Source organism: Pseudomonas sp. BIC9C (genome assembly GCF_034541995.1).
Taxonomy (GTDB): Bacteria; Pseudomonadota; Gammaproteobacteria; order Pseudomonadales; family Pseudomonadaceae; genus Aquipseudomonas; species Aquipseudomonas fluorescens_CC.
Genome location: NZ_JAWDGM010000004.1, coordinates 19854 through 35830 on the forward strand (window position 1 = coordinate 19854; position 15977 = coordinate 35830).

Here is a 15977-nt window from a genome sequence, read left to right on the forward strand (position 1 = left end):
CCAATGTGGGAGCGGGCTTGCTCGCGAAGAGGCCGGCAGCCGCACCACAGATCCTCAAGGCTCCAACCCGATCCCCCGCAAAATCACACTGGTCACCGTCTGCACCGCTTTTTCAAATTGCATGTCCGACAGCGGCTGATGGTCGTTGAGGATGTTCACCTGGTGATCGAAGTCGGCGTAGTGCTGGGTCGAGGCCCAGATCATGTACAACAGGCTCGACGGCTCCACCGGCAGGATGCGTTTGTCGTCCACCCACTGGCGGATTTTCGCTTCCTTCATCTTGGCCCAGTCGTACAGGCTCGCATCCAGCGCAGCGCCCAGGGTTGGCGCGCCATGGATGATTTCGTTGGCCCAGACTTTCGAACCATAAGGCCGGCTGCGGGAATGGTTCATCTTGGCGCGGATGTAGCTGCTGAGCACCACCCGCGGGTCATCGAACATCTCGAAGCACAGGGCATCCTGCTTCCAGACTTCCAGCAAATCGAACAGCACTGCGCTGTACAGTTCGGTCTTGGTGCTGAAGTAGTAATGCAGGTTGGAACGCGGCAGTTGCACTTCGGCAGCGATGTCGGCCATGGCGGTGCTGCCGAAGCCCTTTTCAGCGAAGACTTTTTCCGCCCCCAGCAGAATCTTTTCGATGTTACTGCGACGAATCTCGATCTTGTGATTGCCCATGCGGGTCCCCGACAACAACGTTGAACAAGACTAGCATCCGCTCTGGACCGCGGCGACAGGGGAAAACGAAACTTCGTACAGCCGCTGTCGTAACGCTAAACTCTGCGCACCTGGAAACTGCCTGAGGAACTCACGATGCTGTTCAAGAAAACCCTGACCGTCTCGGCCCTGCTCGGCTCGCTGCTCGCCGCTTCTTCGGTGTTTGCCCACGCCCACCTGAAAAGCCAGACACCGGCCGCCGATAGCACCGTGACCGCGCCAACGGAATTGCGCCTGGAGTTCTCCGAGGGTGTCGAGGCCAGTTTCACCAAGGTCACGCTGACCAGGGATGGCGCACCAGTGGCGGTCAAGGCGCTGACCACCGAAGGCAGCGACAAGAAGACCCTGATCGTCACCCCGGCCGCACCGCTAACCGCCGGAGCCTACAAGGTCGAATGGCACACCGTGTCGGTCGACACTCACAAAAGCGAAGGTGCCTACGCCTTCAAGGTTGGCCAGTAATTCATGGCGAGCGCGCTGGTGCTGTGCCGCTTCCTGCATTTCATCGTGGTGTTGATGCTGTTCGGGGCCTGGGTGTTCAGGCCGTTGTTGGCGAATGGCGAAATCGCACTGGATCAGCGGCTGGCACGCACCTCCCATTGGCTGGCCGCGGTGGCGCTGGGCAGCGGGGTCTGTTGGTTGCTGCTGGTTACCGCAAGCATGGCCGGCGCCTGGGACGCGGCCTTCGACCCGCCGACCCTGAACCTGGTGCTGGGCAATACCTTTTTCGGCCAGGTCTGGCGCTGGCATCTGCTGATCAATATGGCGTTGCTGGTGTTGTTGCTGACACCGCTACGCGCCAGCCTTGCGCCGCGTCTGATCCTCGGCGGTCTGCTGGTGGCCACGCTTGCGCCGGTCGGTCACGGCGCCATGCTCGATGGCACCGCAGGACATTTGCTGATCCTCAATCAACTCATTCACTTGATGTGCGTAGGTGCCTGGCTCGGCGGCTTGATGTTGCTGGTGATGATTCTGCGACAGCCTGCGGGGCATTCGATCCGCTGGATGTTGCAGCGCTTCAGCGGCGTCGGCTACGGGTTGGTCGCCGGGCTGCTGATCACCGGGCTGATCAATGTGCGGGTGCTCACCGGGGCGTTCTGGCCGACGCCGTTGTTCACCGGGTTCGCCTTGATCCTCTTGATCAAGGCGTTGCTGGTGGCCTCGATGTTGGGCCTGGCGTTGTTCAATCGCTTGCGGATCAATGATTGCGAGCCGCGTCTGCAAACACTGCGCACCAGCGTGATGCTGGAGTGGATGCTGGGGCTTGGCGCAGTGGCTGCGGTCTCGCTGCTGGGCACCCTGCCCCCGATGATTTCCAGCTGACAATCCATCCCCTTGTGGGAGCGGGCTTGCTCGCGAAGGCGTCGTAACATTCAACATTGATATCGCCTGTGCTGACGCCTTCGCGAGCAAGCCCGCTCCCACAGTTTCTCTCAAGCCAGTCTCCAGCGTGCAAGTCATCGTATAACTTCTGATTGACAACCCACGAAAATCCCGCAAATATCGCCCCCAATGTTGTACGACGACGTATGACAACAATAAAAACAAGAAACAAGGGAGCGTCACAGTGAGCAAGCTCGTCCGCAATTCCTCCACCCGTTCTTCGCGTCCAGACTTTACCCGTCGTTATGCCCTGAGCCTGATCGGCTGCAGCGGACTTGCCCTCGTCCTGCCCATGAGCAGCCAGGCCGAAGGTTTCACCGACGACGCCAAGGCCACGCTGAACCTGCGCAACGCCTACTTCAACCGCAACTACACCAACCCGGCCTACCCCCAGAGCAAGGCTGAAGAGTGGACGCAGAACTTCATTCTCGATGCCCGCTCCGGTTTTACCCAGGGCACCGTGGGCTTCGGTGTCGATGTACTTGGCCTGTACTCGCAGAAGCTCGATGGCGGCAAAGGCACCGGCGGCACGCAGCTGTTGCCGATCCATGACGATGGCCGCCCCGCCGACAATTTCGGCCGGCTCGGCGTGGCGCTCAAAGGCAAGGTCTCGAAAACCGAATTGAAGGTCGGCGAATGGATGCCGGTGCTGCCGATCCTGCGTTCCGACGATGGCCGCTCGCTGCCGCAGACATTCCAGGGTGCTCAGGTGACCTCCACTGAAATCACTGGCCTGACGCTCTACGGTGGTCAATTCCAGAAAAACAGCCCGCGTAACGACGCGAGCATGGAAGACATGTTCATGAACGGCAAAACGGCGTTCACCTCGGACCGTTTCAATTTCGGTGGCGGTGAATATGCGTTCAATGAAAAACGCACGCAGGTCGGCGTCTGGTACTCGGAACTCAGTGACATCTACCAGCAGCAATACTTCAACCTGACCCACAGCCAGCCCATCGGCGACTGGACCCTGGGCGCCAACCTGGGCTACTTCATCGGCAAGGAAGACGGCAGCGCCAAGGCCGGCGACCTCGACAACAAGACCGCGTTCGCCCTGCTGTCGGCCAAATATGGCGGCAACACCTTTTATGTCGGCCTGCAAAAACTCACCGGCGATGACGTCTGGATGCGGGTCAATGGCACCAGCGGCGGCACCCTGGCCAACGACAGCTACAACTCCAGCTACGACAATGCTCGGGAGAAATCCTGGCAAGTGCGCCACGACTACAACTTCGTCGCCCTCGGCATTCCCGGCCTGACCCTGATGAACCGCTACATCAGCGGTGACAACGTGCACACCGGCGCCATCACCGACGGCAAGGAGTGGGGCCGCGAATCCGAACTGGCCTACACGGTGCAGAGCGGTCCGCTGAAAAACCTCAACGTGAAATGGCGAAACGCGAGCATCCGCAAGAACTTCAGCACCAACGAATTCGATGAGAACCGGGTGTTCATCAGCTATCCGATTTCGTTGTTGTAAATCGCGGGCATCAACACGAGCCCCTTGTAGGAGCGAGCTCGCTCGCGATGGTTGTCAACGATATCGCTGGCTGGCAGGTGCCCCGCGGCGTTCTCAGGCTTAGCGCGAGCAAGCTCGCTCCTACAGGGGAGGCATTCCAAATCTGAAGATTGACCCCAGCAGGCATGAAACGACCCTCGGTCATTTTCAACCAATGTCGCGTTGACAAGCAGCGGAATCCCTAACGATACTCCAGCACAGTCATACGACAACCTACAACAAACCAATAACAACCGCGTGTCCAGGACTCCCATGACGACCACTTCTACCACCCAAACGCCATTCAACCGCCTGCTGCTGACCGGCGCCGCCGGTGGCCTCGGTAAAGTCCTGCGCGAAAGCCTGCGCCCCTACGCCAATGTGATTCGCCTGTCGGACATCGCCGACATCGCGCCGGCCATCGATGACCGCGAAGAAGTCGTGCCGTGCGACCTCGCCGACAAGCAGGCGGTGCATCAACTGGTCGAAGGTGTGGACGCGATCCTGCACTTCGGCGGTGTGTCGACCGAGCGCTCGTTCGAAGAGATCCTCGGCGCCAATATCTGCGGCGTGTTCCACATCTACGAAGCCGCGCGCCGCCACGGTGTGAAGCGGGTGATCTTCGCCAGTTCCAATCATGTGATCGGCTTCTACAGGCAGGATGAAGTCATCGACGCCCACTCCCCTCGCCGCCCGGACAGTTACTACGGTTTGTCCAAGTCCTACGGCGAAGACATGGCCACCTTCTACTTCGACCGCTATGGCATCGAGACCGTCAGTGTGCGCATCGGCTCGTCGTTCCCGGAGCCACACAACCGCCGGATGATGAGCACCTGGCTGAGCTTCGGCGACCTGACCCAACTGCTCGAGCGCGCCTTGTACACCCCGAATGTCGGCCACACCGTGGTTTATGGCATGTCCGACAACAAGGACATCTGGTGGGATAACCGCTACGCCACGGCCTTGGGTTTTGCCCGCAGGAGACAGCTCGAAGTGTTCCGCGAAAAGGTCGAAGCCAGCCGATGCCGGCCGCCGATGATCCGGCACGGCTGTATCAGGCGGTGCCTTCTGCGCAGCCGGCCCGTTCGGTGACTGAGCCTTCGCGCGTTGCTTGATCCCCACAACAAAAACCAAGGGAATGAGTTGCCATGCATGCCGAATTGATTGTCGACGCCCGCAACGCGGTCGGTGAAAGCCCGGTCTGGGTACCTGAGGAAAACGCCCTGTACTGGGTCGATATTCCCGCTGGTGCTTTACAGCGCTGGAGTGCCGCAACCGGGCAGGTGAATAACTGGAAAACCCCGCAGATGCTCGCATGCATCGCGCGTCACCGTGACGGTGGTTGGGTCGCGGGGATGGAAATCGGGTTTTTCCGCCTGCATCCTCAAAATGACGGCAGCCTCGATACAAAACTGTTGGCCCACGTCGATCACGCCCGCGACGACATGCGCTTGAACGATGGCCGCTGCGACCGTCAGGGACGTTTCTGGGCCGGCAGCATGGTGTTGAACATGGGCGCCAACGCCGCCGACGGTACCTTGTATCGCTACACCGCCGGGCAGCGCGGGCCGCTCGCTGCGCAACTGGGCGGCTTCATCGTGCCCAACGGCCTGGGCTTCAGCCCGGACGGGCGCACGATGTACCTGTCCGACTCTCATCCACTGATTCAGCAGATCTGGGCCTTCGACTACGACATCGACACCGGTACGCCTTCGAACCGACGCGTGTTCGTGGACATGAACCAGTACGAAGGTCGCCCCGACGGCGCGGCGGTCGACGCCGATGGCTGCTACTGGATTTGCGCCAACGACGCAGGCTTGATCCACCGTTTTACCCCCAACGGCCGCCTTGACCGTTCCCTCACCCTACCGGTGAAAAAACCCACCATGTGCGCCTTCGGTGGCCCTCGGCTGGACACGCTGTTCGTGACCTCGATCCGCCCCGGTGACGACCATGACCCCGACTCACTCGCTGGTGGGGTGTTCGCCCTCGATCCCGGCGTAAAAGGCTTACCGGAACCCCTGTTCAACGACTCGCTGTAAACGCGTCTGCTTCTGCTGCCCCGCTGCGCCTTTGAATACAAAAATAACAAGACTGGAGAAACGCCCCATGGACTTCAAACGCACCTTGCTCGCCGCTGCACTCCCATTCACCTTCGTCCTCAGCAGCGCCGCCCAGGCACTGGAAATCAAATTCGCCGACATCCACCCCGCCGGTTATCCGACCGTGGTGGCTGAAGAGCAACTGGGCAAAACCCTGGTGTCCGACAGCAATGGCGCGCTGACCTTCAAGATGTTCGCCGGTGGCGTGCTCGGCTCGGAAAAAGAAGTGGTCGAACAGGCCCAGGTCGGTGCCGTGCAGATGGCCCGGGTCAGCCTCGGCATCGTCGGCCCGGTGGTGCCGGACGTGAACGTGTTCAACATGCCGTTCGTGTTCCGTGACCAGGCCCATATGCGCAAGGTCATCGACGGTGCGGTCGGCGACGAAATCCTCGACAAGATCACCAACTCCGAATTCAACCTGGTCGCCCTGGCCTGGATGGACGGCGGCACGCGAAATCTCTACACCAAGAAACCGGTACGCAGCCTTGAAGACCTCAAGGGTATGAAGATCCGCGTGCAAGGCAACCCGATGTTCATCGAAACCATCAACGCCATGGGCGGCAACGGCATCGCGATGGACACCGGCGAAATCTTCAGCGCCCTGCAGACCGGCGTGATCGACGGCGCGGAAAACAACCCGCCGACCCTGCTCGAACACAATCACTACCAGAACGCCAGGTTCTACAGTCTGACCGGCCACCTGATCCTGCCCGAGCCGATCGTGATGTCGAAAATCACCTGGGAAAAGCTCACCCCGGAGCAGCAAGCCCTGGTGAAGAAAGCCGCCAAGGCGGCCCAGGCCCAGGAACGCACCCTGTGGGATGCGAAATCGGCCAGCAGTGAAGAAAAACTCAAAGCCGCTGGCGTCGAGTTCATCACCGTCGACAAGAAACCTTTCTACGAAGCGACTGCCTCGATCCGCGAGAAATACGGCGCGCCCTACGCCGACCTGATCAAGCGCATCGAAGCCGTTCAGTAACCCTCCCTGAATTCAAGAAAGGCCCGGCGCCGCTGACGTTGGTGTACGTCAGTGCGCACCCGGTTACGGTGGAACCCGATGAAGAATCTGCTGCTAGGCATCAATGACAAGCTCTACATGGCCTGTATCTGGGTCGCCGGGCTTTCTGTTCTGGCCATTGCGTTAATCATTCCCTGGGGCGTCTTTGCCCGTTACGTCCTCGGCACCGGCTCCAGCTGGCCAGAGCCCACCGCCATTCTGCTGATGATGGTCTTCACCTTCATTGGTGCCGCGGCCAGCTATCGCTCCGGCTCGCATATGGCCGTGGCCATGCTGACCGACCGCCTGCCGCCGCACCTGCGCCAAGCCGCAGCCATCCTGGCGCAACTGTTGATGGCGACCATCTGCCTGTTCATGGCCATCTGGGGCAGCAAATTGTGCCTGTCCACCTGGAACCAGTTCATGAGCGCCCTGCCGACCCTGCGGGTAGGCATCACGTACATGCCGATTCCGGTTGGCGGCGTGCTGACGCTGGTGTTTGTCCTGGAAAAACTCTTGCTCGGTGACCAGAGCAACCGTCGGGTCGTGCGTTTCGACCTCGTTGAAGAAAACGAAGGGGCTGCCTGAATGGACGCTTTTATTCTGTTGGGCAGTTTTATCGCGTTGATCCTGATCGGCATGCCGGTCGCCTACGCCCTGGGTTTCGCTGCATTGATCGGCGCGTGGTGGATCGACATCCCGTTCCAGGCGCTGATGATTCAGGTGGCCGGGGGCGTGAACAAGTTCTCCCTGTTGGCCATCCCGTTCTTCGTCCTTGCGGGCGCGATCATGGCCGAGGGTGGCATGTCCCGGCGCCTGGTGGCGTTCGCCGGGGTACTGGTGGGCTTCGTGCGTGGCGGCTTGTCGCTGGTCAACATCATGGCTTCGACCTTCTTTGGCGCAATTTCCGGCTCCTCGGTGGCGGACACCGCCTCGGTCGGTTCGGTGCTGATTCCGGAAATGGAACGCCGTGGCTATCCACGGGAATTCGCCACGGCGGTGACCGTCAGTGGTTCGGTGCAAGCGCTGCTGACACCACCCAGCCACAATTCGGTGCTCTACTCCCTGGCCGCCGGCGGCACAGTGTCGATTGCCTCGCTGTTCATGGCCGGTGTGGTGCCGGGCCTATTGATGAGCGCGTGCCTGATGGTGCTGTGCCTGATCTTCGCCAAGAAGCGTGACTACCCCAAGGGCGAAGTCATTCCGATGCGCGAAGCGCTGAAGATCTGCGGCGAAGCGCTGTGGGGCCTGATGGCCATGGTGATCATCCTCGGCGGCATTCTGTCGGGTATTTTCACCGCGACCGAATCGGCGGCCATCGCCGTGCTGTGGTCGTTCTTCGTGACCATGTTCATCTACCGCGACTACAAGTGGAGCGAACTGCCAAAACTGATGCACCGCACCGTGCGGACGATTTCGATCGTGATGATCCTGATCGGCTTCGCCGCCAGCTTCGGCTACATCATGACCCTGATGCAGATTCCGGCGAAGATCACCACGCTGTTCCTGACCCTGTCGGACAACCGCTACGTGATCCTGATGTGCATCAACGTCATGCTGCTGTTGCTCGGCACCGTGATGGACATGGCGCCGCTGATCCTGATCCTCACGCCGATCCTGATGCCGGTGATCCTCGGCATAGGCGTGGACCCGGTGCAGTTCGGCATGATCATGCTGGTGAACCTGGGCATCGGCTTGATCACGCCGCCCGTGGGTGCGGTACTGTTCGTGGGGTCGGCGGTGGGCAAGGTCAGTATCGAAACAACCGTCAAGGCGCTGATGCCGTTCTATGCCGTGCTGTTCCTGATGTTGATGGCCGTGACCTACATCCCGGCGCTGTCGCTGTGGTTGCCGCATCTGGTGTTGTGATGCCAATGGTAAGGGAGGCGCATCCTCCCTTGCCACAAACCGTTCTGGAAGCCAGTCAACATGTCGCTAACACTGCTCGAACTCGAAGACGAGTTCACCCGCCTCACCCTCGCCCCGGAACTCGGCGCCAGTATCGTCAACTGGAGCGTGCGCAGCACTGGCCAGCCCTTACTGCGCCACGCCGATGAGCATGCGCTGAACACCGGCCTGCCCGGCAAGCTTGGCTGCTTTCCCTTGATCCCCTGGTCCAACCGCATCGCCGAAGGCGGTTTCGACTGCCCCGATGGCTGGCTGGCATTGGCACCCAACAGCCTCACCGATCCTCTGCCGATTCATGGCAGCGCCTGGCAGCAGCCGTGGGAGGTGGTTTCCCGGTCGCAAAATGAAGTGATCCTGCAACTCGACAGCACAACCCCCTTCGCCTTTCGCGCCCGGCAACGTTTCCATTTGAGCGCGGGCAAGCTGGGTATCGAACTGCGCGTCACGCACCAGGCTAAACACGCTGCGTGGCATGGCCTGGGACTGCATCCGTACCTGCCGCGCACACCCAACCCGACTACGGGCACCCGCCCGGCATGTGTGGTTGTGCGACGAGACAAAACTGCCGACTGAACTCAGCGCATTACCGGTCGAATGGGATTTTCAGCAACTCAAGTCATTGCCCGAATCGCTGGTGGACAACGGCTTCTGCGAATGGAACGGTCACTGCCTGATCCAACAACCCGACCTTGGATACGAACTCGACTGCCAGGCGACCGGCAGCGATTACTACCTGCTTTATTGCCCGGTCGGACTGGATTTTTCTGCATCGAACCGGTGAGCCACCCGGTCAATGCGCACCACCTGCCCGGTCGGCCGGGGTTGCGTTTACTGGAACAGGGTCAGTCCACCGGGCTGGGTTTCATCCTGCAGTACCGGCCGCTTCAGGCAGATGTCCCCAACAGTTGACTCAACACCGCTCGCAACTTGCCGGGCTTCACCGGTTTGTTCAGCAACGGTGCGTTGAGCCGCTGCAACGCACGCCGACAATGGTCGGTGCGGTCGGCAGTGATGATCACCGCGGGAATGTTCTGGTGGAAATGCTCGCGCAAATGTCGCACCACATCACAGCCGACCACCCCGTGATCGAGATGATAGTCCGCGAGAATCAGTTCGGGCGCCTGCCCGCGTAATGCCGCCAGCGCAGACGCTTCATCGGTGGCGGTCAGCACGTCGCAGCCCCACTGCCCGAGCAACGCACTCATGCTTTCGAGAATGCTCACTTCGTTGTCGACCACCAGCAAACGGCGTCCCGGTAGCGGGTTGCCTGTGCCTGGTTGTGGCGCCGCCTGGCTCACGGGTAACGGCACCTCGCGGGATATCGGTACCTCGATGCTGAACATCGACCCACGCCCCGGCAACGAGTACACGCCGACTTTATAGCCAAGGATCTTGGCGATGCGCTCGACAATCGCCAGCCCCAGGCCCACGCCCTTGCGGTCGGCGGCGCGGCCGACATCCAGCTGGTTGAACTCGAGGAAGATCGAATCGAGCCGGTCTGCGGCGATGCCACGCCCGGTGTCCCAGACCTCCAGGCGCAACATCTCGCCTCGACGCCTTGCCCCCAGCAGGATGCTGCCTTCATCGGTGTAGCGACAGGCATTGCTGAGGAAATTGCGCAGGATCCGCGTCATCAGGCGCAAGTCGGTGCTGATGGCGTAATCGGCCATGCGCACCCGCAGGTCCAAGCCGGCCGCCTGCGCGACGGACTGAAACTCCGAGACCAGCGGCCCGAGCAGTTCGTCGAGACGGTACGGCGCGATGTCCGGCTTGACGGCGGCCTGGTCGAGCCGGGAAATGTCGAGCAGATCCGTCAGCAGGTCTTCGGCCCCTTCCAGGGCCTGGTGGGTACGCTCCACCAGCACCTGTTCGGTTTCCGGCAACTTGCGTTCGCGCAAGGTCGAAATCAGCAACCGCGCGGCATTCAGCGGTTGCAGCAGGTCGTGGCTGGCGGCGGCGAGGTATTTGTCCTTGCTGTGATTGGCGGCCTCGGCGGCATCGCGGGCGTCGCGCAAGGCCTCGGCGATCTGTTTACGCTGGATGATCTGCTGCTGAAGGTTACGGTTGGCTTCGAGCAGTTCATTGGTGCGCGCGACGACGCGCAGCTCCAGTTCGTCATTGAGTTGCTGCAGACGTCGCTGGGCCTGCTTGCGCTCGGTGATATCGGAAACGAACCCTTCCACCAGCCCTTCCTGGCCGGGCTTGAGCAGCAGGTTCATCAACACATCGAGGTGACTGCCGTCCTTGCGACGCAAGCGGGTTTCATAGCCGTGCAGGCTGCGCTGGTGCCTGAGGATTTCGCCGATGTTTTCCAGCTCCTGTGCGCCGTCGACAAACAGAGCGCTGGCCAGGTCGGTCAGGGAGAACAGCACCTCCTGCGGGTCCTGGTAGCCAAGCATGCGGGCCAGCGCCGGGTTGGCGGCACGCATGCCATCGTGCAGGCTGGCCTGGAAGATCCCGTGCACCGCGTTTTCGAACAGCCACTTGTAGCGGTTACGCTCGGCTTCCAGATCATCCAGGCGCGCAGCCAGTTCCGGGTAATGACTCTTGCGCGCCGAATGGCTGCCCAACCCCAGCAGCCCGGCCAGGGCCCGTTGTTGCTCGTCAGAGGGCTTCGCCATAGACGACCTCGACATCACGCTGGCTGGATTCGCGCGGGTTGGTCAGGATGCACGGATCGTCCATGGCATGTTGTGACAGGAACGGAATGTCCGAGGTCCTGACGCCATGTAAACCGAGGGTTTCGTGAAAGCCGATGGCGTGCTTGAGGGCGATCAGGTGTTCAACCAGACGCACGCAGATCTGCCGGTGATTCAGACCCCGGCAGTCGATGCCGAAGGTCTCGGCGATCACCTTGAAGCGCTCCGGTGCCGAGTTGTAATTGAAGGCCACCACGTGCTCGACGAGCACCGCGTTGCACAGGCCATGAGGCAGGTCGAGAAAGCCGCCGAGGCTGTGGGACATGGCGTGCACGGCGCCGAGGATTGCGTTGGAAAATGCCAGCCCGGCCTGCATGCTGCCGAGCATGATCTTCTCGCGCAGGGCGATGTCGGTCGGATTGGCGATCATTTGCACCAGGTTGCCATTGATCAGGCGCATCGCCTCCAACGCATGGGGGTCGGTCAACGGTCCGTGGCCGGTGGACACGAACGCTTCGATGGCATGCACCAAGGCGTCGATGCCAGTACAGGCCGACAGGAACGGATCCATGCTCAGGGTGGTTTCCGGGTCGATCAGCGAAACGTCCGGCACCACCGCCTTGCTGACGATGGAGAACTTCATGCGTTCCTGCTGGTTGGAAATGATCACGAACTGCGAGACGTCAGCCGAGGTGCCGGCAGTGGTCGGAATCAGGATCAGCGGCGGGCTGGGCACGCGGATGGTGTCCACGCCCTCGAACTCGAGAATGCTACGGCCATGGGCGACAACGATGCCGATACCCTTGCCGCAGTCCATCGGGCTGCCACCACCGACGGCGACGATCACGTCGCAGTGGTTTTCCCGGTACAGCTCGGCGCCGCGCATCACCTCTTCGACCCGCGGGTTGGGCGAGACATCACTGTAAAGGCAGTATTCGATGCCCAGCGCCTGCAGGCTGGCTTCGACATCGGCGACCCAGCCGGCGGCAATCACGCCGGGATCGCTGACCACCAGGACCTTGCGCGCGCCAAAGGTCTTGGCATAATTGCCGACATTGTGCCGGCTACCGGCACCGAAGATGATTTCAGGCGAAACGAATTTACGCAGCTGGTTGAGACTCTGGCTCATTGGAAAGCCTGTTTTTATTGTTTTGGAAGGTAAAAGCCACACTAAACCATCCAGCTGCGAATGCAATCAGACCAAGGTCATCTGCCCTATTCCGCGAACGCCGCAGATCCCCTGTGGGAGCGGGCTTGCTCGCGATAGCGGAGTGTCAGGCAACTCACATGTTGAATGTGACACCGTCTTCGCGAGCAAGCCCGCTCCCACAGGGGACTTGTGTGGCCCGACTCATCCGCGATAGATCAGGCGCGACGCCTTTTCATTGCGCAATGTCAGATGTTCCATGCCCAGCCCCGGCAACTCAGCCTCCTCCCGGGCCTTGAGAATGACGCCGTGGTGCGGCGACTTGCTGCACACCGGGTCGGCATTGCCGGCATCGCCGGTCAGCATGAAGGCCTGGCACCGGCATCCCCCCAGGTCCTTGTGCTTTTCGTCACAGGAGCGGCACGGCTCCTTCATCCAGTCATCGCCGCGAAAACGGTTGAAGCCGAACGAGTGGTTCCAGATGTGCGAGAGGCTGTGCTCGCGCACGTTGGGAAACTGTACCGGCAATTGCCTGGCGCTGTGGCAAGGCAACGCTGTGCCATCGGGGGTGATGTCGAGAAACAGGTTGGCCCAGCCGTTCATGCAGGTCTTGGGACGCTCTTCGTAGTAGTCGGGGGTGACGAAGATCAGCTTGCATGGGTGGCCCTGGGCTTCGAGACGTTGGCGATACTCGTTGGTGATGCGCTCGGCCCGTTGCAGTTGTTCGCGGGTCGGCAGCAAGCCAACGCGATTGAGCTCAGCCCAGCCATAGAACTGGCACGTGGCCAGTTCGACAAAATCCGCTTCCAGCTCCAGACATAGCTCGATGATCTGCGCGATCCGGTCGATGTTGTGCCGATGGGTGACGAAGTTCAGCACCATCGGATAGCCCTGGGCTTTCACCGCCCTGGCCATCGCGAGTTTCTGGGCAAAGGCCTTGCGCGAGCCGGCCAGCATGTTGTTCACCGCCTCGTCGGCGGCCTGGAAACTGATCTGGATATGGTCCAGCCCGGCCACCTTGAAGTCGCGCACCTTCTGCTCGGTCAGGCCGATGCCCGAAGTGATCAAATTAGTGTAGTAGCCCATGTCTCGCGCGGCCTTGATCAACTCGGCGAGGTCCTGACGTACCAGCGGCTCGCCACCGGAAAAGCCCAATTGCGCGGCGCCCATGTCCCGTGCTTCGCGGAATACGCGAATCCATTCTTCCGTGCTCAACTCCTCGCCGTGCCGGGCAAAGTCCAGTGGATTGGAGCAATACGGGCATTGCAACGGACAGCGGTAGGTCAACTCGGCGAGCAGCCACAACGGTGGTCCGGGCTGCGTCTCACTCGATCCAGAATTGCGCATGGGCTACCTCCAGAAACGCCAGCACGTCTTCGTCGATCCCCGGTACGCCGGGGAAATTCGCGCTCAATCGATCAATGATCGCCGCCACGCTGCGCTGGCCATCCACCAGGTCGAGAATCTGTCCGGCACTGCTGTTGAGCTTGATCATGCCTTCGGGGTACAGCAGCACATGGCAGGCCTGACGGGGCTCCCATTGCAGACGAAAACCGCGACGCAAGGCCGGTGACTGCTGGCGATCGATCAGGCTCACAGGGCGATCCCCCGGTGCCAGACGTTGTCGCCGGTGACCGTATGATAAGGCGGGCGCTCCAGCTCGTAGGCCATGCTCATGGCATCGAGCATGCTCCACAGCACGTCGAGCTTGAATTGCAGAATCTCCAGCATGCGTCGTTGCCCCTCGGCCGTCACGTAGTGCGCCAAGGTGATGCGCAAACCATGCTCGACATCGCGCCGCGCCTGGCTCAGGCGCGTGCGGAAATAGTCGTAGCCTGCGACGTCGATCCACGGGTAATGGGTGGGCCAGGCGTCGAGTCGCGATTGATGGATCTGCGGGGCAAAGAGTTCGGTCAGCGAACTGCTGGCTGCTTCCTGCCAGCAGGCGCGACGGGCGAAATTGACGTAGGCGTCCACCGCAAACCGCACCCCGGGTAACACCAGTTCCTGGGACAGAATCCGTTCGCGATCCAGCCCCACTGCTTCGCCCAGGCGCAGCCAGGCTTCGATACCGCCCTCGCTGCCAGGGACGCCGTCGTGGTCGAGAATCCGTTGCAACCATTCTCGGCGCACATCACGGTCCGGGCAGTTGGCCAGAATCGCGGCGTCTTTCAGAGGGATGTTGACCTGATAGTAGAAGCGGTTGGCAACCCAGCCCTGGATCTGCTCGCGGCTGGCGCGTCCGGCGTACATGGCTTGGTGGAACGGATGATGGATATGGTAGTAGGCGCCCTTGGCGCGCAGGGCGGCTTCGAATTCTGTGGGGGACATGGGGATGTCAGTCATTTTGTTCTCCGGGAACTTCTGCGGTGCCTGTACTGGCCTCATCGCGAGCAAGCTCGCTCCCACAGGGTTTTATGTTTGCCGCGCAACCGCTTGCTCGCGATAGGGCCCGCCGCTACAGCTCGATACTCATGCCGTCATAAGCCACTTCGATCCCCCGCCGCTCCAGCAGCGCCCGCTCGGCCGAGTTTTCATCAAGTATCGGATTGGTGTTGTTGATGTGGATCAGCACCTTGCGCTGGCGATTGAAACCCTCCAGCACTTCAAGCATGCCGCCGGGGCCGCTTTGTGCGAGGTGCCCCATTTCGCTGCCCAGGCTCTGGCCGACTTCGCAGAGACGCATCTCATCGTCGCGCCACAGGGTGCCGTCCAGCAGCAGGCAATCGGCACGGTGCATCCAGCTGAGCACTTCATCGTCGATTTGCCCGAGGCCCGGGGCATAGAACAGCGAGGCGCCGTTGCGCAGGTCCTCAATGAACAAGCCAATGGTGTCGCCCGGTTGCGGATTGCCGCGATTGGGCGAATACGGCGGCGCGTTGCTCACCTGGGGAATCGCGCGAAATTGCAAATGCTCGCAGGCCGGGATGCTGAACGGCTGGCGATCGAGGCCGACCGGTTGCCATTGCAATCCGCCGTTCCAATGCCCAAGCATCTCGAACAACGGGAAACCACTGCTCAGGTCCTGATGCACGCGCTCGGTGCACCACACCGCATGCGGGCATCCTTCACGCAGACTGAGCAAACCGGTGCAATGGTCGATCTGGCTGTCCAGCAGCACGATGCCGGCGATGGCGCTGTCACGCAGGCGTCGCGCCGGTTGCAAGGGCGCAAAACTCTCGAGTTGCGCGCGAATGTCCGGTGAAGCGTTGCACAGCACCCACGCCACACCGTCGTCACTCAGGGCAATCGACGACTGCATACGGCGCTGGGCCTGGAGGCTGCCATTGCGCACGCCGGCGCACTGGCGGCAATTGCAGTTCCACTGCGGGAAGCCACCGCCGGCTGCGGAACCGAGAACGCGGATGTACATGGCAGATGCTCCGGAAGGCAGGCCCGGCCAACGCAGCGGCTGGCCGGGTGATCAATCAACGGTTGGCGAAATACATCGTCACTTCGAAGCCAATGCGCAGATCGGTAAACGCGGGTTTAGTCCACATGGGTCATTCCTCTTCTTGTGCCCGGGTGATTCCGGTAATGCCATTAATGCACGGGGCGTCGAACGCCCGAATGCTACTTTCGAAGGAGT

Annotated in this window: 15 protein-coding genes and 2 pseudogenes; 9 read left to right on the forward strand and 8 right to left on the reverse strand. The window is 61.2% G+C overall.

What is annotated here, in order from left to right; all coding sequences use genetic code 11:
- Positions 1–54 precede the first annotated feature (54 nt).
- On the reverse strand, positions 55–675 hold the full coding sequence (locus tag RS887_RS17860; RefSeq protein ID WP_322616373.1) for a TetR/AcrR family transcriptional regulator: 621 nt from the start codon (positions 673–675) through the stop codon (positions 55–57).
- A 135-nt stretch (positions 676–810) separates the two neighbouring features.
- On the opposite strand from RS887_RS17860, the gene copC reads away from it, so the two are divergent.
- The 9 genes and pseudogenes from copC to RS887_RS17905 all read left to right on the forward strand — a co-directional run bounded on the left by copC (position 811) and on the right by RS887_RS17905 (position 9511).
- Positions 811–1176 (forward strand): copper homeostasis periplasmic binding protein CopC, encoded by a 366-nt coding sequence (gene copC / locus RS887_RS17865; RefSeq protein WP_322616374.1) that lies wholly within the window; start codon positions 811–813, stop codon positions 1174–1176.
- Between the two features lie 3 nt (positions 1177–1179).
- Positions 1180–2037, forward strand: coding sequence for a copper homeostasis membrane protein CopD (gene copD, locus RS887_RS17870; RefSeq protein ID WP_322616375.1), 858 nt, complete (start codon positions 1180–1182; stop codon positions 2035–2037).
- A gap of 244 nt (positions 2038–2281) precedes the next feature.
- The gene (locus RS887_RS17875; protein ID WP_322616376.1) at positions 2282–3577 is read left to right on the forward strand and encodes an OprD family porin; all 1296 of its coding nucleotides are present in this window, start codon (positions 2282–2284) and stop codon (positions 3575–3577) included.
- A 291-nt stretch (positions 3578–3868) separates the two neighbouring features.
- Positions 3869–4691 (forward strand): annotated as a pseudogene (locus tag RS887_RS17880) (NAD-dependent epimerase/dehydratase family protein).
- A 52-nt stretch (positions 4692–4743) separates the two neighbouring features.
- On the forward strand, positions 4744–5637 hold the full coding sequence (locus tag RS887_RS17885; protein WP_322616377.1) for an SMP-30/gluconolactonase/LRE family protein: 894 nt from the start codon (positions 4744–4746) through the stop codon (positions 5635–5637).
- 67 nt (positions 5638–5704) lie between these two features.
- Positions 5705–6676 carry a TRAP transporter substrate-binding protein gene (locus RS887_RS17890; protein WP_322616378.1) on the forward strand — a complete coding sequence of 324 codons (972 nt, stop codon included), beginning with the start codon at positions 5705–5707 and terminating at the stop codon, positions 6674–6676.
- 78 nt (positions 6677–6754) lie between these two features.
- Complete coding sequence (locus tag RS887_RS17895) at positions 6755–7282, forward strand: TRAP transporter small permease (RefSeq protein WP_322616379.1); 528 nt, start codon at positions 6755–6757, stop codon at positions 7280–7282.
- Positions 7283–8563 (forward strand): TRAP transporter large permease, encoded by a 1281-nt coding sequence (locus tag RS887_RS17900; protein ID WP_322616380.1) that lies wholly within the window; start codon positions 7283–7285, stop codon positions 8561–8563.
- A gap of 60 nt (positions 8564–8623) precedes the next feature.
- Positions 8624–9511 (forward strand): annotated as a pseudogene (locus RS887_RS17905) (aldose 1-epimerase).
- On the opposite strand, the gene RS887_RS17910 reads toward RS887_RS17905, so the two are convergent.
- The 7 genes from RS887_RS17910 to pqqA form a co-directional block, all read right to left on the reverse strand.
- Positions 9487–11223 (reverse strand): NahK/ErcS family hybrid sensor histidine kinase/response regulator, encoded by a 1737-nt coding sequence (locus RS887_RS17910; protein WP_322616381.1) that lies wholly within the window; start codon positions 11221–11223, stop codon positions 9487–9489. The pseudogene RS887_RS17905 and the gene RS887_RS17910 sit on opposite strands and share 25 nt — an antisense overlap.
- Entirely contained in the window at positions 11207–12370 is a 1164-nt protein-coding gene (ercA, locus tag RS887_RS17915; RefSeq protein ID WP_322616382.1) for an alcohol dehydrogenase-like regulatory protein ErcA, read from the reverse strand. The genes RS887_RS17910 and ercA overlap by 17 nt, the downstream gene beginning before the upstream one ends.
- A gap of 222 nt (positions 12371–12592) precedes the next feature.
- Positions 12593–13735 carry a pyrroloquinoline quinone biosynthesis protein PqqE gene (pqqE, locus tag RS887_RS17920; protein WP_322616383.1) on the reverse strand — a complete coding sequence of 381 codons (1143 nt, stop codon included), beginning with the start codon at positions 13733–13735 and terminating at the stop codon, positions 12593–12595.
- Positions 13713–13985, reverse strand: a complete 273-nt coding sequence (pqqD, locus tag RS887_RS17925; protein ID WP_322616384.1) for a pyrroloquinoline quinone biosynthesis peptide chaperone PqqD — start codon at positions 13983–13985, stop codon at positions 13713–13715. Before pqqD ends, pqqE begins: the two co-directional genes overlap by 23 nt.
- Complete coding sequence (gene pqqC, locus RS887_RS17930; protein ID WP_322616385.1) at positions 13982–14734, reverse strand: pyrroloquinoline-quinone synthase PqqC; 753 nt, start codon at positions 14732–14734, stop codon at positions 13982–13984. The genes pqqD and pqqC overlap by 4 nt, the downstream gene beginning before the upstream one ends.
- A 112-nt stretch (positions 14735–14846) precedes the next feature.
- Positions 14847–15761 (reverse strand): pyrroloquinoline quinone biosynthesis protein PqqB, encoded by a 915-nt coding sequence (gene pqqB, locus RS887_RS17935; protein ID WP_322616386.1) that lies wholly within the window; start codon positions 15759–15761, stop codon positions 14847–14849.
- Between the two features lie 55 nt (positions 15762–15816).
- Positions 15817–15888, reverse strand: a complete 72-nt coding sequence (gene pqqA, locus RS887_RS17940; protein ID WP_003253598.1) for a pyrroloquinoline quinone precursor peptide PqqA — start codon at positions 15886–15888, stop codon at positions 15817–15819.
- Positions 15889–15977 lie beyond the last annotated feature (89 nt).

Coding starts and splice junctions, on each gene's coding strand:
- RS887_RS17860 (WP_322616373.1), bottom strand. CDS start 675: ATGGGCAATCACAAGATCGAGATTCGTCGCAGTAACATCGAAAAGATT.
- copC (WP_322616374.1), top strand. CDS start 811: ATGCTGTTCAAGAAAACCCTGACCGTCTCGGCCCTGCTCGGCTCGCTG.
- copD (WP_322616375.1), top strand. CDS start 1,180: ATGGCGAGCGCGCTGGTGCTGTGCCGCTTCCTGCATTTCATCGTGGTG.
- RS887_RS17885 (WP_322616377.1), top strand. CDS start 4,744: ATGCATGCCGAATTGATTGTCGACGCCCGCAACGCGGTCGGTGAAAGC.
- RS887_RS17890 (WP_322616378.1), top strand. CDS start 5,705: ATGGACTTCAAACGCACCTTGCTCGCCGCTGCACTCCCATTCACCTTC.
- RS887_RS17895 (WP_322616379.1), top strand. CDS start 6,755: ATGAAGAATCTGCTGCTAGGCATCAATGACAAGCTCTACATGGCCTGT.
- RS887_RS17900 (WP_322616380.1), top strand. CDS start 7,283: ATGGACGCTTTTATTCTGTTGGGCAGTTTTATCGCGTTGATCCTGATC.
- RS887_RS17910 (WP_322616381.1), bottom strand. CDS start 11,223: ATGGCGAAGCCCTCTGACGAGCAACAACGGGCCCTGGCCGGGCTGCTG.
- ercA (WP_322616382.1), bottom strand. CDS start 12,370: ATGAGCCAGAGTCTCAACCAGCTGCGTAAATTCGTTTCGCCTGAAATC.
- pqqE (WP_322616383.1), bottom strand. CDS start 13,735: ATGCGCAATTCTGGATCGAGTGAGACGCAGCCCGGACCACCGTTGTGG.
- pqqC (WP_322616385.1), bottom strand. CDS start 14,734: ATGACTGACATCCCCATGTCCCCCACAGAATTCGAAGCCGCCCTGCGC.
- pqqB (WP_322616386.1), bottom strand. CDS start 15,761: ATGTACATCCGCGTTCTCGGTTCCGCAGCCGGCGGTGGCTTCCCGCAG.